We start from the raw sequence: 26,159 nt of genomic DNA on the forward strand, positions 1-26,159 counted from the left end.
TCAACGCAGGAATTTCGTATACCAGGGCATGGCGGTTTGCAGGCCACGCTGGATATCGAACTCGGGCTGATAGCCCAGCAGCTTGCCGGCCTTGCCGATATCGGCCTGTGAGTGACGTACATCACCGGCGCGGAAATCCACATACACCGGTTTTTTGTCGTACTGCACGCCCTGTTCAGCCAATGTTTTCGCCAAAAAGTCGTATAGCTGGTTCAGCGTGGTGCGGCCGCTATAGGCGACGTTGTAGACCTGATTGATGCCCTCATCGGACGCTAGCGCCGCCAGCAGATTGGCCTGTACCGCGTTGTCCACAAAGCAAAAATCGCGGCTGGTTTCGCCATCACCGTTGATCTGCACATCGTCGCCACGAATCATGGCCGATGTCCATTTGGGGATCACCGCGGCGTAGGCGCCATCGGGGTCCTGGCGCTTGCCAAACACGTTGAAGTAGCGCAAACCGACGCTGCGAAAACCGTACGACCGCTCAAATACGTCGGCGTACAGTTCGTTCACGTACTTGGTGACCGCGTAAGGCGACAGCGGATTGCCGATCGTGTCTTCGACCTTGGGCAAGGCGGGGTGGTCTCCGTACGTGGAACTGGACGCCGCATACACAAACGTTTTGACCTTGGCATCGCGTGCCGCCACCAGCATATTCAGAAACCCGCTGATGTTGACGGCGTTCGTCGTGATCGGATCATTCAATGAACGCGGCACCGATCCCAGCGCCGCCTGATGCAGCACGTAGTCCACACCCTGCGTCGCCTGCTGGCAGATCTCCAGGTCGCGGATATCGCCTTCGATAAAGGTGAATCGCTCCCATTGCGCAGGCACTACCGAGTTGCGCACCTCATCGAGATTGTGCTGATGACCCGTCGCGAAATTATCCAACCCCACGACCGTCTGATCGAGTTTGAGCAGCGTTTCCAACAGATTGGACCCGATGAATCCGGCGCAGCCGGTGACGAGCCACTTGCGCGGGGTTTGACGTAGATCTTGCTGGATGCTTTCGTAGCGTTCGCTCATACCTTCTCTCTTTTTACAAACGCAGATCGGATTCGCTGGAGGTCAGCACGTACTTCAGGTCGTACAACACGTGCTTGGCCTTGCCCAGCTTGCGGATCTCTGCGGCGCCCATATTGACGAACTGCTCGTGCGACACCGCCAGGATGATAGCGTCATAGTGGCCCTGCTTGAGCTCCGACACGGGCGTAATGCCGTATTCGTGCACCGCCTCTTGCGCATCGACCCAAGGGTCATAGACGTCGACGTCGACGTTGTATTCGCCGAGTTCTTGCACGATATCCACGATACGCGTGTTGCGTAGATCGGGGCAGTTTTCCTTGAAGGCCAGGCCCATCACCAGAACGCGCGCACCCTGCACATGGATGCGCTGCTTGGTCATGCATTTCACCAATTGCGACACCACGTAGCCACCCATCGAATCATTCAGCCGACGGCCGGCCAGGATGATCTCGGGGTGATAACCGATGGACTGCGCTTTGTGCGTCAGATAGTACGGGTCGACGCCGATGCAGTGTCCGCCTACCAGACCCGGACGGAACGGCAGGAAATTCCACTTGGTGCCAGCGGCCTCCAGCACGGCCTCGGTGTCAATGCCCATCTTGTTGAAAATCAGGGCCAGCTCGTTGATCAGCGCAATGTTGACGTCGCGCTGCGTGTTTTCGATGACCTTGGCAGCCTCGGCCACGCGAATGCTGGATGCCTTGTGGGTGCCGGCGGTGATGATCTCGTTGTACAGCGCATCAACCAGGTCCGCGATTTCGGGCGTCGAACCGGCAGTCACTTTTTTGATGGTGCTGACGCGGTGAGCCTTGTCACCCGGGTTGATACGCTCGGGGCTATAGCCCGCGTAAAAATCCTCGTTGAATTTCAGGCCCGACACGCGCTCCAGTACAGGCACGCAGTCTTCTTCAGTGGCGCCGGGATACACGGTGGACTCGTAAATGACAATGTCGCCGCGCTTGAGCACCGCACCGATCGTCTCGCTGGCCTTGACCAGCGGTGTCAAATCGGGCTGCTTGTATTCGTCAATGGGCGTGGGCACGGTCACGATGTACACATTGGCCTGGCCCAACTCGTCGCGCTCGGCGGTGTACGTCAGGTGTTTGGCTTCGGCCAACTCGTCATCATCGACCTCGAGCGTGTGGTCGTGACCACCCTGCAGGGCCTTGATTCGTTTGACGTTAATGTCAAAACCAATGACTGGGCGCTTCTTGCCGAACTCTACGGCCAACGGCAACCCGACATAGCCCAGGCCAACCACGGCAAGTTTTACATCATCGATACGCAAGATCGCTCTCCCTTTGCCGCGTTACGATCACGGCATTTAAAATAGGTACGGGGAAAATTTTAACAACGGCCCTTGACCCGCACAGGCCTTTCATCAGGACAGTCAGTGCGCGCGCGGCAACAACAGCCAACCCGGCCGACGCCACGACACCAGCCTGACATATAACCAAATATAGGCGGCGGCAAAGACACACAAGCTCAGGGTCAGTATCCAGGCGTTGTCCCACCAGATAGTGGCCGGCACCAAGCCGATCAACGCCAGCACCCACATATAGGGCGAAGCCAACGCGTTGCACAACGCCGGCACGGCATGGCGACGCTTTCGGCTGAACGTCACGCGCACCAGGCGCCGGAAAACCAATTGATGCAAGTGCAGCGCATCGGGCTGATCGACCGGCACGCCACGCTTGAAGCGCCTGCGCCAGATGGAAAAACCCGTTTCAAAAACCGGATAAAACAAGACGGCCAACGCATAGAACGGCGACACCGATGGATTGCGAACCACCAACAGGACTGCCAGCTCCGCCAGCATGAACCCCAGGAAATAAGCGCCGCCATCCCCCAGGAACACTCGGCCGAACGGAAAATTCCAGACCAGAAAGCCCAGCGTTGCCGAGGCCAACGCCGCCGAAATCATGAAGATGGGCATATCGTTGACCTGCAATGCGACCAATGCGATGGACACTGCCATCAGCGTGGCCACCATGCCAGCCAGGCCATTCATGCCGTCCACAATATTCAGCGCATGGGTACAGCCCCCCACGGCAAACATCGTAAAGATCAGCGAGACGGGCCAAAACGACAGCACCCAGTCCACCGGCGCAATCCCAACGCGACTGACGCCGCCCAGCAACCACCATGCGATGGCCGCGGACAGGAAAGCCGCCAGCAGACGCTTGCTGGCGCCGATGTCTTTAGTAATGTCTTCGAGCAGGCCCGCGACAAAAACCGGCAACGCCGCGACAAACAGGGCGGGCCACAGCCAAGTCAGCGTCATGTTGCTGGGCCCCAGCACCAACAGGCCCGCCAGCGATCCCGCCAACACAGCTAGTCCGCCCACGCGAGGCGTGGCGCGAGTGTGCGAGGCCTGCGGCTTGCTAAGGTCGCTGTCGCCGGTAAACGCGCCGTGCCAGCGTTCGGAGGCTACGATCAGCCCTCCAACCATGAAGGCCACCACGCAGATATACAACCAAGTCACAAAAAACCCTTCGTTGGGTGGAATGTACGGAACACACCATTATGTACAGTGCGTGTAACGTTCTTGTATGCGAGGGATAAGCAAGTGCAAGCCAGCCACACAGAACGTAACAACAACCAGCGCTTAACCACGCGCACAGAATGGACTGATTGTAATGCTATCCCCAAGTTTACTAGGGGCAAACCATGCGCAGTCCGGCAAACATTTTTAGATAACGTCAGAAAGGCGCCGGGTCGCCGGATCATACCGATGACCAGGCCCACTGAAGTCGACTTTCCTGCCTCTCACTAAAAATTAGGGACGGAAGAATTTTGCTTAAAAAAAAGCCCGAGATCGTAAGATCTCGGGCTAAATCCACCAAAGGAGGAGGGTGGAGGAGACAACCGGGGCATGTTGAGGTGAACACTGCATCAGGTTCGACCGCTACGCATCGGGGTGACTCACCGCGCCGACTGCGTTTTCAACATCCATGTACGAATATTAGCGCATCGTTTTGTGCGATGCAAGATATTTTTTGGGGTGATGTATTTACCGGGTTTTCGCGTTGCAAATTCGCGTCACCCCTGATCAATGCGGCGTAATTATTGGGTTACAGGTCAGACAGGGTTTGTAGCAAAAGGGTAAACCCTTGAGGATTTACCCTATAAAACTCAAGCACTTATATGCGCGTAATCCAGATGCCCGCGATGCTTTTTCGTGATCAATGGTGCGTCGCAGCAATACTGTATCAGGTCATCAAAGCCGATACGCGGTCGTCGTCATGACCCGGGACATGGCGCGCATCAATCCTCGCACCGGCGCAGGCAGGGAAACACCCCCCGCATTTTCCGCGTTGGCGCGGTGCTGAGCCTCGTCGGCCTTCATTTTGTTCACAATCTCACGCGAGCGCTGATCCGTGTCGGGAAGGCTGCTCAAATGCCCGTCGAGGTGCTCTTCGACTTGGCGCTCGGTTTCCGCCATAAAGCCCAGATTGCGCGCGGTGCCGGCATAGCTGGCCAACATTCCCAGCGTAAATGAGCCCGCATACCAAACCGGGTTGAGCAAACTGGGGCGGCTGCCGAGCTCTTCGAGGCGTTGGGAACACCAGGCCAAATGATCGACTTCCTCGGCGGCAGCGTCGAGCAACAACGCTTTGACCGGCGCCTCGCGGCAAACTGCCGCCTGGCCTCGGTAAAGTGCCTGCGCGCAAACCTCACCCACATGGTTGACACGCATCAGGCCCGCCGCGTGGCGCTTTTCCCGGTCGGACAAGGCGGGATTCGGTTCTGGTGCCTCGGCCGGATAAGGGCGTGACGCGGTCGCCGCACCCGTCAACACACGCAACGCTCGATCGACTTCAGCAAACAAAGGGTCAAGTGGGCCGCGCCGGCGGGAAAACGGAGCAAAATCAGACAACGTGGGAACAGCAGACATGAACGAGACTCCTGAGTAACTTCCCCACCCTGCGATAGGCTGGGACTGTCCTGCATACTAGGGATTGTACGGAAACAGAGAAACGCAATCTCCCAAGGCAAGAACGGTCGGCGGACGCGATCTGGCCTGCCTCGACCGGGGTAGGTCCGACCTGTGCACCACCGGTTATCATCACTCTTTGCTTGCGAATTACCCACAAGGAATTTTTCTCATGGATTGCACGATCAACTGGGGTGGCCCGGACGGCATGCTCTTCGTGGCCCAAACGGGCAGCGGTCATATTGCCACCATGGATGGCGCGGTCGAAGGGGGTGGCAACGATCTGGCGCCCCGACCGATGGAACTGCTCTTGGCGGGTACCGGCGGCTGCACGGCTTACGATGTCGTCTTGATCCTTAAGCGCGGCCGTCATGCCGTGTCGGGCTGCAGCGTCAAACTATCCGCCGAGCGCGCCGACACCGACCCCAAGGTCTTCACCCGCATTCACTTTGCGTTCACGGTCACAGGTAAAAACCTGCCGCGTACCGCCGTCGAGCGCGCGGTGCAGTTGTCGCATGAAAAATATTGCTCGGCCTCCGCGATGCTGGAAAAAACGGCAGAACTGACCTTCTCGGTAGAGATCGTCGACCCCCAGGAAACACCGGCCGCCTAAAAAAGGCAGCCGCAGAAAAACCGCTCCTCGACCGCCCCACCGCCACGCCCGCTTTGCCGGGCGGAACGCTATGAAACAATACCTCTCGCTCATTCAATCCATCCTCGACCATGGTGCATGGCAGGAAAACCGCACAGGTGTGCGCACGCTGTCGCTTCCCGGCGCGGCACTGCGTTTTGACCTGCAACAAGGGTTCCCTGCCGTTACCACCAAAAAACTGGCGTTCAAATCGGCGATCGGCGAATTGGTAGGGTTCATGCGCGGCGCGCGTAGCGCGGCCGACTTTCGGGCGCTGGGGTGCAAAGTCTGGGACCAGAATGCCAATGACAATGCCGCGTGGCTAGCCAATCCGTATCGCGAAGGACCCGACGACCTGGGTCCGGTCTACGGCGTGCAATGGCGGCAGTGGCCCGCCTACAAGTTGCTGCCCCGCACGAACACCGGACAAATCCAGGATGCGTTGAGCCGAGGCTACCGGCAGGTCGCCGAGCCTGACGAAAACGGGGTAGCCCACGTGTTGCTTTATAAGGCGGTGGACCAGTTGCGCCAGTGCCTGGATACCATCCACAGCAACCCTCAAGATCGCCGCATTCTGTTTCACGGCTGGAACTGGGCACAGATCGAAGAGATGGCGCTGCCGCCGTGCCACTTGCTCTATCAATTTCTGCCCAACGCCAGTACGCGCGAAATCTCGCTGTGCTTGTATATCCGCTCTAACGATGTGGGGTTGGGTACGCCGTTCAACCTCACAGAAGGCGCTGCGCTGCTGCATCTGGTTGGTCGGCTGACTGGCTATAAGCCGCGCTGGTTTTCGTATTTCATCGGCGATGCGCACATCTACGAAAATCACTTGCCGATGCTGCGCGAGCAACTGACGCGCGAGCCCTACGAAGCGCCCCAACTGGTCTTGAGTGATCGTATTCCGGATTACGCCATAACCGGGAACTACGAACCGCAGTGGCTGGAACAAGTCATACCCACGGATTTCTCGCTCGAAGGCTACCAACACCACCCCGCGTTGACCGCGCCGATGGCGGTATAACGCGCGATCCCCAAGCAGATACCATGTCCCCGCGCCTGACTCTCATCGTCGCCTACGCCGATAATCGCACCATTGGTCGCGACAACACCCTGCCCTGGAAACTGCCGGGCGATCTCGCCCATTTCAAACGCACCACGTTAGGCAGCCCCATCATCATGGGCCGCAAAACCTGGGAGTCATTGGGACGGCCGCTGCCAGGTCGCACAAACGTCGTTGTCAGCCGCAATGCGGACTATGCGGCCGAAGGCGCCGTGGTCACGCCAACCCTGCCAGCCGCAATCGAAGCCTGCGGCGATGTCGATGAGGCGTATGTCATTGGGGGGGCACAGATCTATGCACAGGCTCTGCCACTGGCGCAACGCGTGATCGCCACCGAGGTCCATGCGCAAATCCAGGGCGATGCGTTCTTTCCACCGTTGCCCGACGAGGATTGGCACGAGATTTCTCGCCAACCCCAAGCGGCTGAAAACGGCTATGCCTACGATTTTGTGGTGTACGAACGTCGCACGTGATCGCGGTAGGTATTGCCCCTGATTCGGCAGCGGCCGCACAGACGCACAGGCGCGCTAACCCTTGCCTGTTCTTGCGCGCGCCAAGAATTGCCATAGCTGCGGTGCCTGAGAATACGCGACGTTAAAACGTATCCAGGGAACATCGGCCTCGCCAGGGTCGAAGTAAGATCCCGGCGCCAGCCAGATGCCGTCTTTCAACGCCCCCTCGGCCAACGCATTCGCGCCTTGCGTCGGGTCTGGCGCAAAGCCCTGCGCGGCATCTACCTCGGGCAAACGCGCCCACAGAAACAAGCCCGCCTGCGGTCGCGCCCAGACCTGCATGTCCAATGCGTCCATCTGCTGGGACACCACGGCATGCGCCTGCGCCAGACGTTCACGCGTGCGCACGATGTGTGCACGAAAGCGCCCTTCGCGTATCACCTGATACACCACGCGCTCCATGATTTCGGGAGACGTCAGCCCGACGGCCATCTTGGTTCGGGCGAGATCGCGTATCAAATCCCGGTGCGCGGCGATGTAGCCCACTCGGACCGACGGGCTGATGACTTTGGAATAGCCACCCAGATAGACCACTCGCTGCGCACCGTCGAGCGCTGCCAACAGCGGCGCCGCGCCCGACATCAATTCGCGGGAGATATCATCCTCGATCACCCAAAAATCATGTTGTTGTGCCGTCTGCAGCACCTGGAACGCATTCGCCATACTCATGACCGCGCCCGATGGATTTTGCAGCACGGTATTGACGAACAAGGCACGCGGCCGATGTGTCGCCGCGGCATGCGCCAGCGCCTCGCAATCCAGACCCGCTACCGTGCACGGCACGCCGACGACGCGCACCCCCGCCAAACGAAGCAGCGGCAGCAAATTCGCATAACAGGGCTGCTCGACCAACACCGTATCCCCGGGCCGCAGCAGTGTACGAATCACCAAGTCCAGACCGTGCGTCACACCATGGGTAAGCACCACTTGATCCATCGCCACGTCCAGACCGTGCGTTGCCAGCGCGACCGCAACTGCTTCACGCAGCGGTGCATAACCGTAGGGGTGCCCATAGCCCGCAATACGCAGCGCCGGCACACGCCCCAGATGCCGCAGCGCCAGGTGCAAGCCTTCCTGGTTCAGCCACTCGCCCGGCAACCACCCGCAGCCGGACTTGATGGAGATGGATTGATCCGCATAAATGTCTGACAACAACCAAGCCGCGCTTCGCCGGGGGGGCTGCCAAGACGTCGGCATCGACTCGGTGCCGGCCTTGATCCTGGGCGCCACCCGATAACCGGCCCCCTGTCGGGCCGCCAACCACCCCTGCGCCGCCAGGCGGCTATACGCGCCCGCGACCGTAAACGTGCTGAGCTGATACTGGCGGGCAAACTCACGTACCGACGGCACCGGCATACCAGGACGCAGCGTCTGCGCCTGAATCGCGGACACGTAGGCATCAACCACCTGGTCCACCAGGGTGGGTCTCTGATTACGCGTACGAATCGGCTGAAAATCAATCATGGCAAGAATAAAAATGACGTTGCCCGCGGCCTGCGAGCCGCTGGGAGGCGGCGTTCTCAGAGTTAACTATACAGTTAATAGATTATGACCAATACAGTTATCAATATTTGGATGAATTGTATATTTTCATCCTGACGCCACACGCTCAGAATGGATAGCGTCCTGCCGCGCACCTATCCCTCGCCGCGTCAATGTCGGCGCACCGCGCAGATCTACCTGGAGTCCGTCTCATGAATGCCCCCCTGCCCGATCTGTCCCACCTGTGGATGCCCTTTACGGCCAACCGCCAGTTCAAAAATCAGCCACGCCTGTTGGCCAGCGCCAAAGGGATGCATTACACGTCGGTAGACGGACGCCAGATCCTGGACGGCACGGCCGGCCTGTGGTGCGTGAATGCCGGCCATTGCCGCGAAGAAATCGTACAGGCGATTGCCACCCAAGCGGGCGAGATGGACTACGCGCCCGGTTTTCAGCTTGGTCACCCCCTTGCCTTCGAAGCCGCCACAGCAGTCGCCAGTCTCATGCCTGAAGGCATGGACCGCATCTTCTTCACGAACTCGGGCTCGGAGTCCGTGGATACCGCCCTGAAAATTGCCCTGGCTTATCACCGCGCCCGTGGTGAAGGCCAGCGTACGCGCCTGATTGGCCGCGAACGGGGTTATCACGGCGTCGGGTTTGGCGGCATCTCCGTCGGCGGTATTTCGCCCAACCGCAAAACCTTCTCCGGGGCGCTGCTACCCGCGGTTGATCATCTGCCCCACACGCACAACCTGGAACAGAACGCTTTCTCCAAGGGCCAACCCGCCTGGGGTGAGCAATTGGCCGACGATCTCGAACGCATCGTCGCGCTGCACGACGCCTCCACGATTGCCGCCGTCATTGTCGAACCCATGGCAGGATCGACGGGCGTGCTCATTCCGCCCAAAGGCTATCTGGAGCGTCTGCGCGCCATCACCGCGAAATACGGCATCCTGTTGATTTTCGACGAAGTCATTACCGGCTACGGTCGACTGGGCGCCGCCACCGCCAGTGAATTTTTTGGCGTGACACCCGATCTGATCGCCATGGCCAAGGGCATCAGCAACGCCGCCGTGCCTGCGGGCGCCGTCGCCGTCAAACGTGATGTGCATGACGCCGTCATCAACGGCGCGCAAGCGGGTATCGAGTTTTTCCATGGCTATACCTACTCTGCCCACCCCCTCGCCGCTGCCGCCATCCTGGCTACGCTTGATATCTACAAGCGCGAACAGCTCTTTAAGCGCGCACGCGAACTGTCGCCCACGTTTGAAGCCGCGGCGCACGCGCTCAAAGATGTACCCAACGTCATTGACATTCGCAGCCTCGGTCTCGTCGCCGGCATCGAACTCTCTCCGCGCGACGGCGCACCTGGCGCGCGCGCTGCCGAAGCCTTCCAGAAATGCTTCGACAACGGCCTCATGGTTCGCTATACCGGCGACACCTTGGCCGTCTCGCCTCCGTTGATCATTGAGGCATCGCAAATTACCGAACTTTTCCAAACCATCAGAAATGTCCTGACAGAAATCGCCTGAACGAGCGATACGTCTCACGAAGAAGCCCCAAAGAGGGGCTTCTTCGCCTTCCGCCTTACCAGAACGCAACGGTATCCGGGCAAAGCCTTATTGCCCAACCCTTGTATCTTCCGCAGAATCCCCTTAGTTAACTCTTGAACACCTATCAACAACGCACGGCCTTTACATGAAGGATGGCTCCGATGCGCATCGGGATCGGCGGGTTCCAGCACGAAACCAATACTTTTGCACCCTCTCGCGCCACATGGGAAGAATTCGCTGACAAGGGCGGGGGCTGGCCAAAACTGGTCTCCGGCGCAGCATTATTCGATGCCGTAGCCGGCGCAAATATCCCCGTCGCCGGTTTCATCGACGCCATGCAGGCCCATGCGCTGCTCCCCACGACCTGGGCCGCTGCGAGCCCCTCCGGTTATGTCACTCGCGACGCCTACGAGCGCATTAGCGGCATGATTCTTGACGGTCTGAAGCAAGCGATGCCCCTGGACGGTGTTTATCTGGACTTGCACGGCGCCATGGTGGCGGAACACCACGACGACGGCGAAGGAGAACTCTTGCGTCGAGTGCGCGCACTGGTCGGCCCCACCGTGCCGATCGTGGCCAGCCTCGACCTGCATGCCAACGTCACGCGCGCCATGATTGCGCATGCCGACAATCTCGTGTGCTATCGCACCTATCCACACATCGACATGGCCGAGACCGGCCAGCGTGCAGCGCAGTTGCTCGATCGTCGCCTTGAGGGGATGCCGCGTCCCTACGTGGCCCTGCGCAATATTCCGTATTTGATCTCGTTGTGCTGGCAATCGACGGACATCGAACCCGCGAATAGTCTGTACCAGTTGCTCGATGATCTCGAATCCCGTGAACCCACTGTCAGTCTGTCATTTGCCACGGGTTTTCCGGCGGCGGATTTTCCGGAATGTGCACCCGCCGTCTGGGCATACGGCGATACCCAAGCAGATGCTGATGCGGCGGCCAATACGATGCAACGCGCCGTCCTGAATGCGGAAGACGATTTCGGCGGCAAGATTCTGACCGCTGATGAAGCCGTACAAACGGCGCTGTCCCTGGCAAGCACCAGCACACGTCCCATCATCATCGCCGATGTTCAGGATAATCCCGGCGCGGGAGGCAGCTCTGACACGACGGGTATTCTGCGTGCATTGATACGTCACGGCGCAAGCAATGCCGCTATCGGCCTTATTGTGGATCCGGCCGCGGCATTGGCCGCCCATCGTGCCGGCGCCGGAAACACGGTTCGCATCGCACTGGGCGGGCACTCGGGCATCCGTGATGATGCCCCTATCGAAGCCGATTACGTCGTCGAAAAAATCTCTGATGGACGCTTCGATACGCACGGCGCGTTTTATCGGGGCTTTCACATGGATCTGGGTCCCAGCGCCTGCCTGCGCATCAACGACGTGCGCATTATCGTTGCATCAAACAAAGTGCAAATGGCGGACCAGGAAATGTTCCGTTTTGCCGGCATCGAACCCACGCGTCAGGCCATACTTGTCCTGAAAAGCTCGGCGCATTTTCGGGCTGACTTTACGTCTATCGCGCAAACCATCTTGGTCTGCTCGTCGCCGGGGTCCATGTTGATGGACGCCGCACAGCAACCATGGACACGACTGCGCCACGGCATCAGAATGTCGCCTTGCGGTCCTGCTTTTTCAGCCAATTCGGCAACCGTCTGAGCAGCGCCGCACCGGCGATGCCATCGAATCATGCGGCCGCTCCAACGCCGTTCTACAACCGAAAGGAGAGTTTCATGTTGAAGTTTGTTCGTGCGGCCGTCTTGGCCGGTGCAACAGTCTTGGCAATGAGCAGCGTGGCACAGGCTGAAACCGTTATCCGGGCAGTCATGCACTCTCCCCTGCGCCTGACCGATCCCCACGCCACGACCGCCTACATCACGACGTGGCATGGCTACATGATTTACGACACGTTGCTGGCCACCGACGCCAACAACAAGATCCAGCCGCAGATGCTCGAAAAATGGAACGTCTCGGACGACGGCAAAACCTACACGATGACGCTGCGGGCCGGTCTCAAGTGGCATGATGGCAAGCCCGTCAAAGCCGAAGACTGTGTCGCCTCTATCAAGCGCTGGGCGGCCAACGACGGCATGGGACGCACGCTGCTGAAGTTCGTCTCCAGCATCGACGTGATCGACGACCAGAGCTTTCGCATCGTCATGACCGAGCCCACGGACCTGGCGTTGCGCGCGTTGTCCAAGCCCACCGGCACTGCGGCGTTCATGATGCCCAAACGTGTCGCCGAGACACCGATCGGCACGCCCATCACGGACATGACGGGTTCGGGCCCCTTCAAAGTCGCCGAGTTCAAGCCGGGCGTCACCACGGTCTACGTTAAAAACACCGACTACGTGCCTCGCAAAGAACCCGCCAGCGGCCTGGCAGGCGGCAAAGTCGTCAACGTAGACAAAGTCGTCTGGAATGTCATGCCCGATGCCCTGACCACGGCCAACGCCCTCATGGGCGGCGAACTCGATTATGTCGAGCAGTTCCCGTACGACCTGCTTCCCATGCTGGACGGTAACGACGAATTCAAAGTCGAATCGCTCAGCCCGGTCGGGTACTTCACGATGTATCGCTTTAACTTCAAATACCCGCCCTTTGACAACAAGAAAATCCGTCAGGCCGCTATGTACGCCATTGGCCAGGAAGACGTGATGAAGGCCCTGGTCGGCAATCCCAAGTATTACCAGACCTGCGCCTCGCTATGGGGTTGCGGTACACCATTCGAAACCGATATAGGCAAAGACATGGTCGTACCCTCCAACATCGAAAAAGCCAAGGCGCTGCTAAAAGAAGCCGGCTACGACAACACGCCCATTCTGGTCATGCACGCCACCGACGTGGGTACCCTCAGCCCGCAACCTGTCGTCATGGCCCAGGCCCTGCGCAAAGCCGGCTTTAACGTGAACCTGGCCGCCATGGACTGGCAGACGGTCGCCACGCGTCGCGCCTCCAAGGCCGCGCCGGATGCGGGTGGCTGGAACGTGCACAATACCAACTGGTATGCGACCGACATCATGGATCCCGTGCGCTCCGCCCCGGCTGCGGCCAACGGTGACAGCGCCTGGTTTGGCTGGCCCGACTTTCCTGAAATCGAGGCCCTGCGCACGAAGTTCGCGCTGACGTCCGATCCGGCCGAGCAAAAGAAAATCGCCGACGAAGTCCAGCGCATCGGCATCGAAGAGGGCCTGTATGTTCCGTTGGGCCAAATGTCCGTCCCGACGGCATACTCAACCAAGCTGAGTGGGCTGGTGCACGCGCCCATCATGGCGTTCTGGAACGTCAAGAAAGCGCCTTGAAAAGGCAAGCCTGGACATGCTGGTTTTTATTCTGCGTCGACTACTGGCCACGATCCCGGTTCTGATCCTGGTGGCCGTCGTCGTCTTTGCGATCCTTCGTCTCAGCCCCGGGGACCCGGCCGCCATCATGGCCGGGGATGCCGCGACCGCTGAACACATTCAACAAATCCGTCAGGTCATGGGGCTGGATCAACCCCTGATCAAACAGTTTTTCCTGTGGACGGGCCGATTATTGCAAGGTGACTTTGGCACCTCGTTGATGTCGGGCGTGCCCGTCAGCCAACTGATCGGACAGCGCATGGAACCCTCGCTCAGTGTGGCCGTACTGACCCTGCTGTTCACACTGATCGTGGCGATACCACTCGGGATACTGGCCGCATGGAAACAAGGCCGTTTGCTTGATCGCATGGTCATGGGCTTTTCGGTGCTGGGTTTTTCGGTGCCGGTCTTTGTGACGGGTTATCTGCTGATCTGGGTCTTTGCCCTCGAACTGGATTGGTTCAAGGTTCAGGGGTATACGCCGCTGTCGAGCGGTTTCTGGCCCTTTCTGCATCGCCTCATTTTGCCATCGCTCGCCCTGTCGACCATCTACGTCGCGCTGATCGCGCGGATCACCCGCACCAGCGTCATCGAGGTCATGGGCGAAGACTTCATCCGCACGGCGCGCGCAAAAGGCCTTGGCGAAACCGGGGTGTTGCTGGGACACGCCTTACGCAATGCCGCGGTACCGATCGCAACCATCATCGGCGTCGGCATTGCCCTGTTGATCAGCGGCGTCGTCGTCACTGAATCCGTTTTCAATATTCCGGGTCTGGGACGCCTGGTCGTCGAGGCGGTCCTCGCGCGTGACTATCCTGTCATCCAGGGGCTGACGCTGTTCTTCGCCTTTGTTTATGTATTTATCAATTTGATCGTCGATTGCGCCTACACGCTGTTCGACCCGCGTATCAGGTATTGACGATGACCAAACCGACCAACCCCGTTTCTGCCCAAGCGCCAAATGCTCTCCCGCCGTCCACGGCCTGGCTGCGCGTGCGCCAGGGCCTGAAAAGCTGGCCCGTATTGCTAGCGCTGGCGATACTCCTGATGATTGTCGCCACCGCCATCCTGGCGCCGTGGGTGGGGACCACAGACCCCATCGCCATCGATCCAGGCAACCGGCTCAAACGTCCATTCACGGTTTCGTTCCTGGGGACCGATGCGTTTGGCCGGGACCTCTGGTCGCGTGTCGTGTACGGCGCCCGCATTTCGCTCATTGCCGGCCTGGGCGCGGCGGTCATCAGTGTCGTCCTGGGATTGATCATCGGCGTGACGGCGGGATGGTTTCGCCGACTCGACGGTCTTATCATGCGCACGATGGACGCCATCATGGCGATCCCGGGCATCTTGCTGGCGATTTCTCTGGTGGCCGTTACCGGGGCCAGTCTGACCACGGTGCTGGTCGCCATCACGATCCCGGAAATCCCCCGGGTCGTACGATTGGTGCGCGGCCAGATCCTCAGCGTGCGCGGCGAGCCCTATGTCGAGGCCGCGCTGGCCCTGGGCACCCCGCTGCCATTGCTGTTATGGCGTCATATGGTGCCCAGCACGATCGCGCCGCTGACCGTGCAAGGCACCTACGTTTTCGCATCGGCCATGCTGACCGAGGCCATTCTCAGCTTTCTGGGCGCCGGCATACCGCCCGAGATCCCGTCCTGGGGCAACATCATGTCCGAAGGCCGCATGTACTTTCGTATGCTGCCCGGCCTGATTCTGTTCCCCGGCCTGTTCTTGTCGCTGACAGTATTGAGCGTCAACATCCTGGGAGACGCCCTGCGCGATGCGCTGGACCCCAAAATGGCACGCAGGATCTAACGTCATGGCCTATACCCCGCATCCTCCCCCCGGCGATACCACCGATGCCGTCCTGGCGATCCGTAATTTGTCGGTTGCCGTCATCGGTGCCAGCCAGCAGGTCGTGCGCAATCTGAGCCTGGATGTCCATGCCGGCGAAACGGTCTGCGTCGTCGGCGAGTCAGGTTCGGGAAAATCAGTCAGCTCGTTAGCCGTCATGGGCTTGCTGCCACAGGGCGTGCTGCAACCCAGCGGCGCCATTCGTGTCGAAGGCGAGGACGTCCTGAGCGCCACGCCGAAACGCTTGCGCGAATTGCGCGCCACCCGCATGGCCATGGTGTTTCAAGAACCCATGACGGCGCTCAATCCCGTCCACACGGTCGGCGCCCAGGTCGATGAGGTTCTGAGGCTCCATCGCCGCATGTCCCGCTCGCAACGGCGCAACAAGGTCCTGGACATGTTCCGTTCCGTGCATTTGCCGGACGTCGAGCGCATCTACGACTCGTACCCGCATCAGTTGTCCGGTGGCCAACGCCAGCGCATCGTCATCGCAATGGCCCTCATTCTGGAGCCACGCCTGCTCATCGCCGACGAGCCCACGACCGCTCTGGATGTCACTACGCAAAAGCAAATCCTGGCGCTCATCAAAGAGCTGCAGACCAAACATCGCACCGCCGTGTTATTCATCACACACGATTTTGGCGTCGTCGCCGAGATCGCGGATCGCATTGTGGTCATGAATCGCGGCGATCTGATCGAGACGGGGACACGCGACGACATTCTGGCCCGCCCCCAACAAAGCTATACCCGCCGACTGGTGTCGTCCGTTCCCAGTTTGATTCCCCAACAGCGGCAGGCGCTGACAGGTACCCCCGTGCTGCGTGTCCAGGGTCTGGGCCGCGACTATGTCGATAAGCGCCCCTTTTGGGCCGGCGGCGCACGCAAAGTCCCCGCCGCGCAAGACGTCAATCTGATTTTGCACAAGGGCGAGATCCTGGGTATCGTCGGCGAATCGGGGTCAGGAAAGTCCACGGTCGCGCGTTGTATCCTGCGCTTGATCGAACCCTCGACCGGCAGTGTGCTGATGGGCAACGACGATATCGCTACCTTGTCCGGCGCTCAGCTTCACCCGGTACGCCAACGTATCCAGATCGTTTTTCAAGATCCCTATCGTTCGCTCAACCCGCGCCGCAAAATTGGCGAGTCCGTCATCGAAGGGCTGTTGAATTTTGGCGAGTCACGCGACAACGCAGTGGCCAAGGCAGTCGAAACGCTGCGGATTGTCGGGTTGGACGCCGACGCCATGCAACGCTATCCCCATCAATTTTCCGGAGGGCAGCGACAGCGTATTTGCATTGCTCGTGCCCTGGTCATGGAACCCGAGGTGCTCGTGGCCGACGAGGCCGTCTCGGCACTGGACGTCTCAGTCCAGGCACAAGTCCTGGAGCTCCTGGAACAAATCCGCCAACGCACTGGCGTGGGCGTGCTGTTCATCACGCACGACCTGCGAGTAGCCGCGCAAATCTGCGACACCATCCTCGTCATGCAACGCGGGCAAGTCGTAGAAACCGGCGCGGCCAACGTCGTGCTCACGCAGCCCGTCCATGATTACACGCGCACCCTGATCGACGCGGCCCCTGGACGGGACTGGGACTTTCAGCATTTTCGACCGCGCGCGGTGGCGTCACCCATCGCCACAAGTAACGCGTAGCCCCCACAAGCAACACAAAGGAACACGACATGCGCTGGCTGTTGGCAATGATCAAACATGAGACCAATACCTTTTCCCCGGTACCAACGCCGCTTGAGCGGTTTTTCCGTGGCAACCCCGAGATTCTGGCCGGCGAGCGCGCCATTCATGCCTACGAGAACACTGACAGCGGCCTGGGAGGCTATATCGAGATCGCGCGCCGCGAAGGCGCGGAAATCGTGGTGCCCGTCGCCGCGGAATCGTGGCCTAGCGCCCCTACCGACGCCGGCACGTACGACCGGCTATGCGGTCTCATCCTGGATGAAGTGCGGCATGGGGGATACGACGCGATTCTGCTGGACCTGCACGGCGCCATGGTGGCAGAAGGCGTCGAAGACGCCGAAGGCAATCTGCTGCGTCGCCTGCGCGAGATCGATCCCAACACACCTGTGGCGGTCACGCTGGACATGCATGCCAACATCTACGATGACATCGTACGCCATGCCACCGTCGTGACCGGTTTTCATACCTACCCACACATCGACATTCGCGCCGCAGGCGTACGCGCGGCCGACACCATTGCCCGCACCCTCAAAGGCGAAATTCGCCCGGTCATGACGTGGGCGAACAAGCCCATGCTGCCGCACATCATGTGCCAAGGCACCCATGCCGAGCCCAACAAGTCCCTCCAGGAACGCTGCAGGACGCTCGAGTCGCAAGGGGTGCTGGCCGCTTCCGTTTTCGTCGGTTTTCCTCATGCCGACATCAGCGAGGCTGGCCTGAGCGCCGTCATATGCACGGATGGCGACCTACCGGTCGCCGAACGCTATCGCGATGAACTCCTGGATGCCGCCTGGCAGGCGCGCGAACAGTGGGTTTTTCATTGTGAACCACTGTCGCCCGCCATCGCGCGGGCCAAGGCCATTGAACAAAGCGCCCACGCTGCGCCTTCGGCTGGCTGCCCCCCAGGGGGAAACGTTTTGCCTTGGGGCGGCCCGGCGGCAAAACAAGACCCCCACGCTGCGCCTTCGGCTGGCTGCCCCCCTGGGGGGAACGTTTTGCCTTGGGGCGGCCCGGCGGCAAAACAAGGCCCCGTCATTTTGCTGGATCACTTTGACAACACCGGCTCGGGCGGCACCATGGATACCACCGAGGTGTTGGCCGAAATCCTGCGTCAAGATTTAGACAACGTAGCGTTCTACGCCCTGTGCGATCCCGAAGCCGCACGCCAGGCCGCTGCCGCCGGTGTCGGCGCCGAAATCACCTTGCAAATGGGCGCCAAAGTCCCCATGCCGGCACTGAAACAGCAAAGCCAGACCCTGGCCGTAAAGGGTAGAGTCAAACTGGTTTTTGACGGTGTCTACGTAAACCGCGGCCCGATGTATCGCGGGGTGCGTAACGACACTGGGCTGACTGTCGTCTTCGATACAGGCAAAGTCGAGATTGTCCTCATTTCGCGCCACCAAGAGCCCTTCGATGTCAATTGCCTGCTTTCGGTGGGGATTGACCCGCTGCAGAAACGCTATGTCGCGCTGAAAAGCCGCATCCACTGGCGGGCGGGCTTTGCCGATATGGCCACCGAGATCATCGAGTGCACCGGTCTGGGAGTGACGACCTCGGACTACAGTCAAATTGAGTTCAAGCATGTACGGCGGCCAATTTACCCGCTGGATCCGCTATAACGTCCGCTCGCCGTTATACTTTCGCCCAGGCGGCTATCGCCCTCGTCGGGACAGGAGCACCCCTGTCCCGAATGCATTTCAACGAGAATCGGACACGACATGAAAAAGGCAGTAGGAATCACAGCGGGCGTGATCGTCATCGCAGTGGCAGGCTGGCTCGGCACCACCTGGTACACCGGCAAGCGCATCGAGGCAGAAGCACCGGCCCAAGTGACGCAGCTCAACGAAGAACTGGCGAAGATGCTGGGCCACACAGGCTTTGGCGTCGTCGTCGATCAAATGTCCTACGAACGCCATTTTTTCAGCAGCGACGTCCGTTATGGCATCAAACTGACCGCAGTGCCCGGCGATGAAGAGCCGCCCAAGCAGCGGGTCGAAATCGTTGCCCATGTTGAGCACGGCCCCTTCGCCAAGAGCGCACTCGCACGCGGACAATGGGCCCCCAAGCTGGCCTTCATTCATTCCCAGGTTGCGTCAACGGATGACCTCAAACCCGTATTCGAGCTGACCAAGGGTGTTTCCCCCCTGGTTGCAGATACCGTCGTGTCCTATAACGGCGATACCGACGGCTCCGCGACGGTCGCACCGTTCGAGTTCACGGAAGACGGGCAATCGATCAAGTTCAGCGGGGCCACGTCCGAAGGCAGATACCTGCGCGCCACCAAACAAAGCATCGGCACCGTCAACGTCGCCCAACTCGCGATCCGCGCCCTCGAAGACGAGGAACTGGTCAATGCGGAGCTCAACGGCATCTCGATGGATATCGATACCCGGATGGGCCAATTTGACTTCAGCATCGGCAAGTCCAGCGCCAAGATTGATGCCGTCAACATCGAAGTCCAACAGCAGACCATGGACGCTGCGACTGCGGCAGAAGAACAACCGGCCCAGGAGAATGCCGACCCCTCCGCCAGCACCGAACCGGGTGCAGAACAGAGCGTCGAACCGAGTACCGGACAGGGCACCGAAGATCAGGCCTCCGCCGCCGGCGACAAGACCCGTATCGAACTGAAAGATTTGGGTTATACCGTCGACCTCTCGGAAAGCGGCTCCAATCTGGCGATCGCAGCCGGGTATCAAATCGGCAGCATCCTGGTCAACGGCAGTGATTTCGGCAAAGGAAACGCCACGATCAAAGCCGATAAGATCGATGGCAAGGCCGCCTCCGCACTCTCGAAGATTTACAACGAGATGTTGAATGAAATCGCCGAACAGAAAGTAGAGGAAACAGACAGCGCCAAGGCCGACGCACGTCTTATCGAGACCACGAATCAAGTCATCCAGCTCTTGGCCGCGAATCCGACCTTGCGTGTCGATCCTTTCGTATGGCAAACCGCCAAGGGCGAAAGCAATTTGAAGCTGGCCATCGATTTGACCAAACCCGAAAGCCTGGTGCCCGGTCAGGAATTGCCGTCCAATTACGAACAACTGCTGCAGGAAGCGATCAAGTTGATCGACCTGAAGGTCAACGTGTCCAAGCCCATGCTGCAAGATCTGGCTACCCGATATATGGAACGCCAAGGCATCGAGGCCACGATGGCGGCCGAACAAGCCGCGGACCAGGTCAATTCGATGGCGGGGATGGCGGAAATGTTCGGCATCGCCAAAACCGAAGGCGGCAACATGGTGACGACGTTCCACTATGCTGACAACAAGGCCCAGTTGAATGGCGAAGAAATTCCCGTCGACGAATTGTTCGGCACCCTGCTGAGCAGCATTGCAGAGACCGACGACGCCGAAGAAGAAAACACATTGCTGAGCACGCTGGATCCATCCGACATCGCCGCCGCCATCGAGGAGGCAGGCTACGCCTACGAACTCGCAACGTCGGAGAACGGTAGTCCGGTGCTGAAAATCCAGGGCCTTGAAAACGAGGACGACAAGGCGGAGATTGTGTTCGGTGAATGTGAGGACGAGTCGTCCTGCGGTGACATGCGCATGCGTATCGCCGTCAAAACGCCCAGCCCCGTACCTCTGAACGTACTGAACAACTGGAACGCCGACTATGTCACGGGCCGCGCCTATTTGGATAACGAGCGCAACGCCGTCTTCGAAGTCTATGTCAGCGCCTACGGCGGCATCGGCGCAACCAACGTACGCACGTTGGTTTATATGTTCATGGATGCCGTGGCCGGTTTCCCGGCACACGTCAGAGGTGGCATGGCGCAGTAATCCCTGCCTTCGTGCCGCCGCCCAGCGGCGGCACGTCAAAAATGGCACGCATCAATCCATCAGATCGCGCCACTTCACCATGCGCTCGCCCAAGTCGAGCACTTCTCCATCCACACTGAAGCGACCATCGCCCTAGTGGTGGATCAGCCGAGTTTCCTGCCGCACAGGATGGCGATCAATCGGTGAAATCGGTGGCATCCGACGCACCGCGCCAAGCATCCAGATCCTGGCGCACGGTCTGCATCTTCTGCTCGGCCAGCGTATTGGCGATTTTGCCGGCAAACAGATGGACGGGCGGTTCGGCGACGCTGGCTGCCTGCAGAATCAGGGTCGCCAGTTTCTCGGGATCGCCCGCCTGCTGCCCATCCAGTCCATCAAGGTGCAGGTCCAGCGAGGCCTGAGCCTCGGTGTAATCGGCGATCGAACGCTCGGCCACGACCAAGCTGTCCTTGGACAGAAAGCCCGTGCGCACCGGCCCGGGGTAAACCACGGTCGCCTTGATGCCCAGTTCGGCTACTTCGGCAGCCAGCGTTTCGGTCAGCCCCGCCAAGGCGAATTTGCTGCCGACATAGCTACCCCAACCGGCATAGCTGCCTTGAAAGCCGACGATAGAGGCTACGTTGAAGAGATGCCCGCTTCGCTGCTGGCGCAGATGCGGCAAGGCATGGCGTAGCACGCGCAGCGGCGCGAACACATTGACCTCGAAATTGCGGCGCAGTTCGGCATCGGTGAGCGCCTCGATCGTGCCCTGCTGGCCGTAGCCGGCATTGTTCACCACACAGTCGATACGGCCAAAGGTGGCGATGGTTTTCTCGATGGCGGCCTGCACACTCGCCTCGCTTCCCAGGTCGACTTCCAGTGCCAGCAGGCGTGCACGGTCCTCGCCAAGCGCTTGGCGCAAGCTGCTCAGGGTACGTGAGGTGGCGATCACGCCGTCGCCGTTGGCCAGCGCCTGACGAGCCAGGGACAGGCCGATGCCGCGTGCGCCACCGGTGATGAACCAGACCTTTGAGCTCTGTGTTTGCTGTGGCATGTATTGATACTCCTTGTTGTCCCATGACGCCCGAATACGACGGTGCAGGGGATGAATGAACAAGGTGAAATCGTAAGCATGCCGAGCGGATCGGACTAGCTGCAAGGCTCTTGGATCATTGCCTATTCCTATTTTATATATTCGTTCTGGATCAAAATTTATGCGACGATATGGATACTTCCTATTTTTTAAATGACTCCCACCATGAGCGCCGTCGAGCAAGACACGTCAAGGCAGACCGAAATGGCCGCGCTGATCCAACAGCTTGCCCCTCAAGAGGGCCATACGCGGTCTCTACTTGACGGCGTGCGCCTGATGCGTGCCGACCGCTCGCTGGGGCGCACGCCGGTGCTATATGAGCCAAGCATCGTGATCGTTTGCCAGGGCCACAAACGCGGCTACCTAGCGGATCAGGTGTACCACTACGACCCCCAACACTACCTCGTACTGTCGGTACCGCTGCCGTTCTCTACCGAGACCGAAGCCACCCCTGAAGAACCGCTCCTGGCGGTTTCCGTAAAGCTGGACATGACCGCGGTGGCCGACCTCGTCATTGAGGTGGATCATCGCAACAACACATCAGCCACCGCGCCCGTGGGCATCGTTTCTACGCCACTGGACACTGCGCTGGCCGATGCGACAGTGCGCCTGCTCAGGGCATTGCGCTCACCAATCGAAGCCAGAGTATTGGGGCCGTCCATCGTGCGGGAAGTGTGCTTTCGCGTGTTGATGGGCGCGCAAGGCGGGGCCATCAGGGCCGCGCTGGCCAGCCATGGCAATTTCGGCCGGATCGCTCGCGCCTTGCGGCGCATCCACAGCGACTATGCCCAGTCGCTGAACGTCGCTTCGCTGGCAGGCGAAGCAGGACTGAGCATCCCCGCTTTCCATGCGCATTTCAAGGCGGTAGCCGCCACTTCGCCGATCCAGTACATCAAGTCAGTGCGGTTACATCAGGCGCGGTTGTTGATGATCCGCGATGATCTCACCGCTGCGGGGGCAGCCGTGCGTGTCGGCTATGAGAGCGCGTCGCAGTTCAACCGCGAATTCAAGCGGCTCTTTGGCCGCAGCCCAGGGGAAGAGGCGCGAGAAATGCGTTCGGCCTTCGCGCTCATGGCACCCGCGCAACTCGAAGCAGTGGCCGTGACGCATTGATACAGGGGCCTCAGGTAAAGGGCAGCACGCAAGATTACTCGGCAGTCAATGCCCAGCAACATCATGGACGGCCCGACAGCAAAAAAAGCCCGCCGAGTTTTATTTCGGCGAGCTTTTTTTACATTGATCTAACGCGATGCGTTCAGATCAGACCAACAAAGCGTCAGGCATAGGCCTCGATAGGCAAACACGCGCACACGAGGTTGCGGTCACCATAGGCATTATCCACACGAGCCACGGGCGGCCAATACTTCGCCTCGCGCAAGGACTCGACCGGGTACGCCGCCTGCTGACGCGGGTAGTCATGCAGCCACTCCTCTGCCAGCAGCATCTGCGCCGTGTGCGGTGCGTTCTTCAGCACGTTGTCGTCACGATCACGCTCGCCACGTTCGATCTGCGCGATTTCTTCGCGGATGGCGATCATCGCGTCGACAAAGCGATCCAGCTCCAACAGGCCTTCGGACTCTGTCGGCTCGACCATCAGCGTCCCCGCTACCGGAAAGCTCATAGTCGGTGCATGAAAGCCATAGTCCATCAAACGCTTGGCGATATCCTCGGCGCTGATACCACTGGTGTCTTTCAGCGGACGTACGTCCAAAATGCATTCGTGCGCGACACGACCGTTGCGACCGGCGTACAGCACGGGGTAATGATCGCGCAAACGGGCAGCGAGATAGTTCGCATTCAGAATGGCCATTTCCGTCGCGCTACGCAAGCCGTCGGCGCCCATCAAAGCGATATAGGCAAACGAAATCGGCAAGATGCTGGCCGAGCCAAACGGCGCCGCCGACACCGGTCCAACGCTCGCCTCACCGTTCAGCTTGCCCTGCGCGTTGAGCACGCCCGGCAGATACGGCGCCAGGTGCGAACGCACCGCTACCGGCCCAACGCCGGGGCCGCCGCCGCCATGCGGAATGCAGAACGTTTTGTGCAAATTCAGATGTGACACATCGGAGCCGAACTTTCCAGGCTGGGCCACGCCCACCATGGCGTTCATATTGGCACCATCCAGATATACCTGACCGCCGGCCTGATGCACCAACTCGCAAATCTGCGTAATGGACTCTTCGAATACACCATGGGTCGACGGATACGTGATCATCAGCGCGGCCAGGCGGTCACCCACCTGCTCGAGCTTGGCGCGCAGATCAACGAGATCGACGTTACCGTTGGCATCAGACGCGACCACCACCACGCTCATGCCCGCCAACTGGGCCGACGCCGGGTTGGTGCCGTGTGCGGACGCAGGAATCAGGCAGACATCGCGCTGCGATTGACCATTGGCCCGGTGATAACCCCGTATAGCCAATAGCCCGGCGTATTCTCCCTGCGCGCCCGAGTTGGGTTGCAGGCTGATATCGTCATAGCCCGTGATTTCGCACAACGCATCGGACAGGCGCTGCACGAGTTCGCGATAGCCTTTCGTTTGATCGACGGGCGCATACGGATGCATGAGGGCAAACTCGGGCCAGGTGATAGGAATCATCTCGGCTGTCGCGTTCAACTTCATCGTGCACGAACCCAGCGGGATCATGCTGCGATCCAACGCCAGATCCTTGTCGCACAGCTTGCGCAGATAACGCAGCATGTCGGTTTCCGATTGAATGCTCGAGAACACCGGATGCGACAAAATCGCGCCCTCGCGCTGCAGCGCGCTCGGGATGCCGCCTGCTGCCGTGGCATCCTGCGCCTCGATATCCAGCACCACGTCGTCTTTTTCGAGACCAGCAGCAAAGACATTCACCAATGCCTGCAAGTCGGCGGCTGTCACCGTTTCGTCCAGCGAAATCGCCAGGCGCGCGCCATCGACACGCCGCAGGTTAATGTGCGAGCACTCTGCCGCGACGACCAGGGCCGGCGTGGCCGCGCCCGTTTCCAACAACAGCGTGTCAAAGAACGTGTCGTTGACGACCTTGATCCCCAACTGGCCCAGTGCGGTGCGCAAAATGGCCGTATAACGCTGTACACGATTCGCAATGCGACGAATGCCTTCGGGACCGTGCCACACGGCATACAAGCCGGCCATCACGGCCAGCAGCACCTGAGCCGTGCAAATATTCGACGTTGCCTTCTCGCGGCGAATATGTTGTTCGCGGGTTTGCAAGGCCAGCCGCAACGCCGGATTGCCCTGCGCGTCTTTCGAGACACCGACCAGACGACCCGGCATATTGCGTTTGTACGCGTCTTTGCAAGCCATAAAACCCGCATGCGGGCCACCGAAACCAAAGGGCACGCCAAAACGCTGGGATGATCCGACGGCAATATCGGCCCCCCACTCGCCCGGCGGCGTCAACAATGCCAGCGCCAGCAAATCCGTCGCGCAAGCGACCACCGTGCCTTGCGCATGCGCGGCCTCGGTGAGTGCGCGGTAATCGGCAACCGATCCCAGGCTGTGCGGATACTGCAACAGCACACCAAAGCACGCCGGCAATCCGTCTGCCTCATCGCCCACGACGATCTCGATCCCCAAGCCTTCGGCCCGGGTACGAACAACCTCAAGGGTTTGCGGGTGGCAGTGCACCGACACAAAAAACACCGGGCTGGCCGATTTTGAGCCGCGACGCGCCAGCGTCATGGCCTCGGCCGCTGCCGTGCTCTCATCCAGCAACGACGCATTGGAAATGTCCAGGCCCGTCAGATCCGCCACCATCGTTTGATAGTTCAACAATGCCTCGAGGCGGCCTTGCGATATCTCGGGTTGATAGGGCGTATAGGCGGTGTACCACGCGGGGTTTTCCAGCACATTGCGCAACACGACATTCGGCGTATGCGTGCCGTAATACCCTTGGCCAATGTAATTGCGATAGACCTGATTGCGACCGGCCATGGCCTTCAGTTCGGCCAACACGTCAGGTTCGCTGCGCGACGCGGGCAGCGCCAACGGCGCCCGGCTGCGAATCGCGGGGGGCACAACCTCTTGGAGCAAGGCATCCAGGCTATCGCAGCCAACGGCTGCAAGCATTTTTTCCTGGTCGCCTGACGAGGGGCCAATATGGCGGGGAATGAAATCGGAGTGGGTATCTAGGGCGCGCGACATGTGGGTCTCGGGAGGCAAAGAAATAGCCGCGTGGACATGA

At 59.9% G+C, this 26,159-nt stretch carries 19 protein-coding genes; 12 read left to right on the forward strand and 7 right to left on the reverse strand.

The window, feature by feature from the left end; genetic code table 11:
- The 4 genes from ACNAZS_RS18090 to coq7 all read right to left on the reverse strand — a co-directional run bounded on the left by ACNAZS_RS18090 (nucleotide 1) and on the right by coq7 (nucleotide 4,924).
- Nucleotides 1-1,026: an SDR family oxidoreductase gene (locus ACNAZS_RS18090; protein WP_415791831.1), complete on the reverse strand. Its 1,026-nt coding sequence runs from the start codon at nucleotides 1,024-1,026 to the stop codon at nucleotides 1-3.
- Nucleotides 1,027-1,039: 13 nt separating this feature from the next.
- The gene (gene tviB / locus ACNAZS_RS18095; protein WP_415791833.1) at nucleotides 1,040-2,314 is read right to left on the reverse strand and encodes a Vi polysaccharide biosynthesis UDP-N-acetylglucosamine C-6 dehydrogenase TviB; all 1,275 of its coding nucleotides are present in this window, start codon (nucleotides 2,312-2,314) and stop codon (nucleotides 1,040-1,042) included.
- A 102-nt stretch (nucleotides 2,315-2,416) separates the two neighbouring features.
- The gene (locus ACNAZS_RS18100) at nucleotides 2,417-3,511 is read right to left on the reverse strand and encodes an MraY family glycosyltransferase (RefSeq protein ID WP_415791835.1); all 1,095 of its coding nucleotides are present in this window, start codon (nucleotides 3,509-3,511) and stop codon (nucleotides 2,417-2,419) included.
- 735 nt (nucleotides 3,512-4,246) lie between these two features.
- Nucleotides 4,247-4,924 (reverse strand): 2-polyprenyl-3-methyl-6-methoxy-1,4-benzoquinone monooxygenase, encoded by a 678-nt coding sequence (gene coq7 / locus ACNAZS_RS18105; RefSeq protein WP_415791837.1) that lies wholly within the window; start codon nucleotides 4,922-4,924, stop codon nucleotides 4,247-4,249.
- A 211-nt stretch (nucleotides 4,925-5,135) separates the two neighbouring features.
- Between coq7 and ACNAZS_RS18110 the strand changes: the two genes are divergently transcribed.
- The 3 genes from ACNAZS_RS18110 (at nucleotide 5,136) to ACNAZS_RS18120 (ending at nucleotide 7,130) form a co-directional block, all read left to right on the forward strand.
- Nucleotides 5,136-5,576 carry an OsmC family protein gene (locus tag ACNAZS_RS18110; protein WP_415791839.1) on the forward strand — a complete coding sequence of 147 codons (441 nt, stop codon included), beginning with the start codon at nucleotides 5,136-5,138 and terminating at the stop codon, nucleotides 5,574-5,576.
- 70 nt (nucleotides 5,577-5,646) lie between these two features.
- Nucleotides 5,647-6,618 carry a thymidylate synthase gene (locus ACNAZS_RS18115; protein ID WP_415791841.1) on the forward strand — a complete coding sequence of 324 codons (972 nt, stop codon included), beginning with the start codon at nucleotides 5,647-5,649 and terminating at the stop codon, nucleotides 6,616-6,618.
- A gap of 23 nt (nucleotides 6,619-6,641) precedes the next feature.
- Complete coding sequence (locus ACNAZS_RS18120; protein WP_415791843.1) at nucleotides 6,642-7,130, forward strand: dihydrofolate reductase; 489 nt, start codon at nucleotides 6,642-6,644, stop codon at nucleotides 7,128-7,130.
- 54 nt (nucleotides 7,131-7,184) lie between these two features.
- On the opposite strand, the gene ACNAZS_RS18125 is transcribed toward ACNAZS_RS18120, so the two are convergent.
- Nucleotides 7,185-8,633, reverse strand: coding sequence for an aminotransferase-like domain-containing protein (locus tag ACNAZS_RS18125; protein ID WP_415791845.1), 1,449 nt, complete (start codon nucleotides 8,631-8,633; stop codon nucleotides 7,185-7,187).
- Nucleotides 8,634-8,863: 230 nt separating this feature from the next.
- Here ACNAZS_RS18125 and aptA point away from each other — a divergent pair, with 230 nt between their 5' ends.
- The 8 genes from aptA to ACNAZS_RS18165 all read left to right on the forward strand — a co-directional run bounded on the left by aptA (nucleotide 8,864) and on the right by ACNAZS_RS18165 (nucleotide 20,897).
- Nucleotides 8,864-10,183, forward strand: coding sequence for an omega-aminotransferase AptA (gene aptA / locus ACNAZS_RS18130; protein WP_415791847.1), 1,320 nt, complete (start codon nucleotides 8,864-8,866; stop codon nucleotides 10,181-10,183).
- Nucleotides 10,184-10,365: 182 nt separating this feature from the next.
- Complete coding sequence (locus tag ACNAZS_RS18135; RefSeq protein ID WP_415791849.1) at nucleotides 10,366-11,877, forward strand: M81 family metallopeptidase; 1,512 nt, start codon at nucleotides 10,366-10,368, stop codon at nucleotides 11,875-11,877.
- Between the two features lie 74 nt (nucleotides 11,878-11,951).
- Nucleotides 11,952-13,520, forward strand: a complete 1,569-nt coding sequence (locus ACNAZS_RS18140) for an ABC transporter substrate-binding protein (protein ID WP_415791851.1) — start codon at nucleotides 11,952-11,954, stop codon at nucleotides 13,518-13,520.
- A gap of 16 nt (nucleotides 13,521-13,536) precedes the next feature.
- A complete protein-coding gene (locus tag ACNAZS_RS18145; RefSeq protein ID WP_415791853.1) occupies nucleotides 13,537-14,478 on the forward strand; it encodes an ABC transporter permease in 942 nt (313 codons plus the stop codon).
- Nucleotides 14,479-14,480: 2 nt separating this feature from the next.
- Nucleotides 14,481-15,374 carry an ABC transporter permease gene (locus ACNAZS_RS18150; protein ID WP_415791855.1) on the forward strand — a complete coding sequence of 298 codons (894 nt, stop codon included), beginning with the start codon at nucleotides 14,481-14,483 and terminating at the stop codon, nucleotides 15,372-15,374.
- A gap of 4 nt (nucleotides 15,375-15,378) precedes the next feature.
- Entirely contained in the window at nucleotides 15,379-17,064 is a 1,686-nt protein-coding gene (locus tag ACNAZS_RS18155) for an ABC transporter ATP-binding protein (RefSeq protein WP_415791858.1), read from the forward strand.
- Nucleotides 17,065-17,093: 29 nt separating this feature from the next.
- Nucleotides 17,094-18,725, forward strand: a complete 1,632-nt coding sequence (locus ACNAZS_RS18160; RefSeq protein WP_415791860.1) for a M81 family metallopeptidase — start codon at nucleotides 17,094-17,096, stop codon at nucleotides 18,723-18,725.
- Between the two features lie 99 nt (nucleotides 18,726-18,824).
- Nucleotides 18,825-20,897, forward strand: a complete 2,073-nt coding sequence (locus ACNAZS_RS18165; RefSeq protein ID WP_415791862.1) for a DUF945 family protein — start codon at nucleotides 18,825-18,827, stop codon at nucleotides 20,895-20,897.
- A 175-nt stretch (nucleotides 20,898-21,072) separates the two neighbouring features.
- On the opposite strand, the gene ACNAZS_RS18170 is transcribed toward ACNAZS_RS18165, so the two are convergent.
- Nucleotides 21,073-21,930 (reverse strand): SDR family oxidoreductase, encoded by an 858-nt coding sequence (locus ACNAZS_RS18170; RefSeq protein WP_415791864.1) that lies wholly within the window; start codon nucleotides 21,928-21,930, stop codon nucleotides 21,073-21,075.
- A gap of 204 nt (nucleotides 21,931-22,134) precedes the next feature.
- Here ACNAZS_RS18170 and ACNAZS_RS18175 point away from each other — a divergent pair, with 204 nt between their 5' ends.
- Nucleotides 22,135-23,082 carry an AraC family transcriptional regulator gene (locus ACNAZS_RS18175; RefSeq protein ID WP_415791866.1) on the forward strand — a complete coding sequence of 316 codons (948 nt, stop codon included), beginning with the start codon at nucleotides 22,135-22,137 and terminating at the stop codon, nucleotides 23,080-23,082.
- A gap of 163 nt (nucleotides 23,083-23,245) precedes the next feature.
- Here the strand turns inward: ACNAZS_RS18175 and gcvP are convergent, their stop codons facing one another.
- On the reverse strand, nucleotides 23,246-26,119 hold the full coding sequence (gene gcvP, locus ACNAZS_RS18180; protein ID WP_415791868.1) for an aminomethyl-transferring glycine dehydrogenase: 2,874 nt from the start codon (nucleotides 26,117-26,119) through the stop codon (nucleotides 23,246-23,248).
- Nucleotides 26,120-26,159 lie beyond the last annotated feature (40 nt).

The organism is Bordetella tumulicola, assembly GCF_965138755.1.
In the GTDB taxonomy this organism is placed as follows: Bacteria; Pseudomonadota; Gammaproteobacteria; order Burkholderiales; family Burkholderiaceae_B; genus Bordetella_A; species Bordetella_A tumulicola.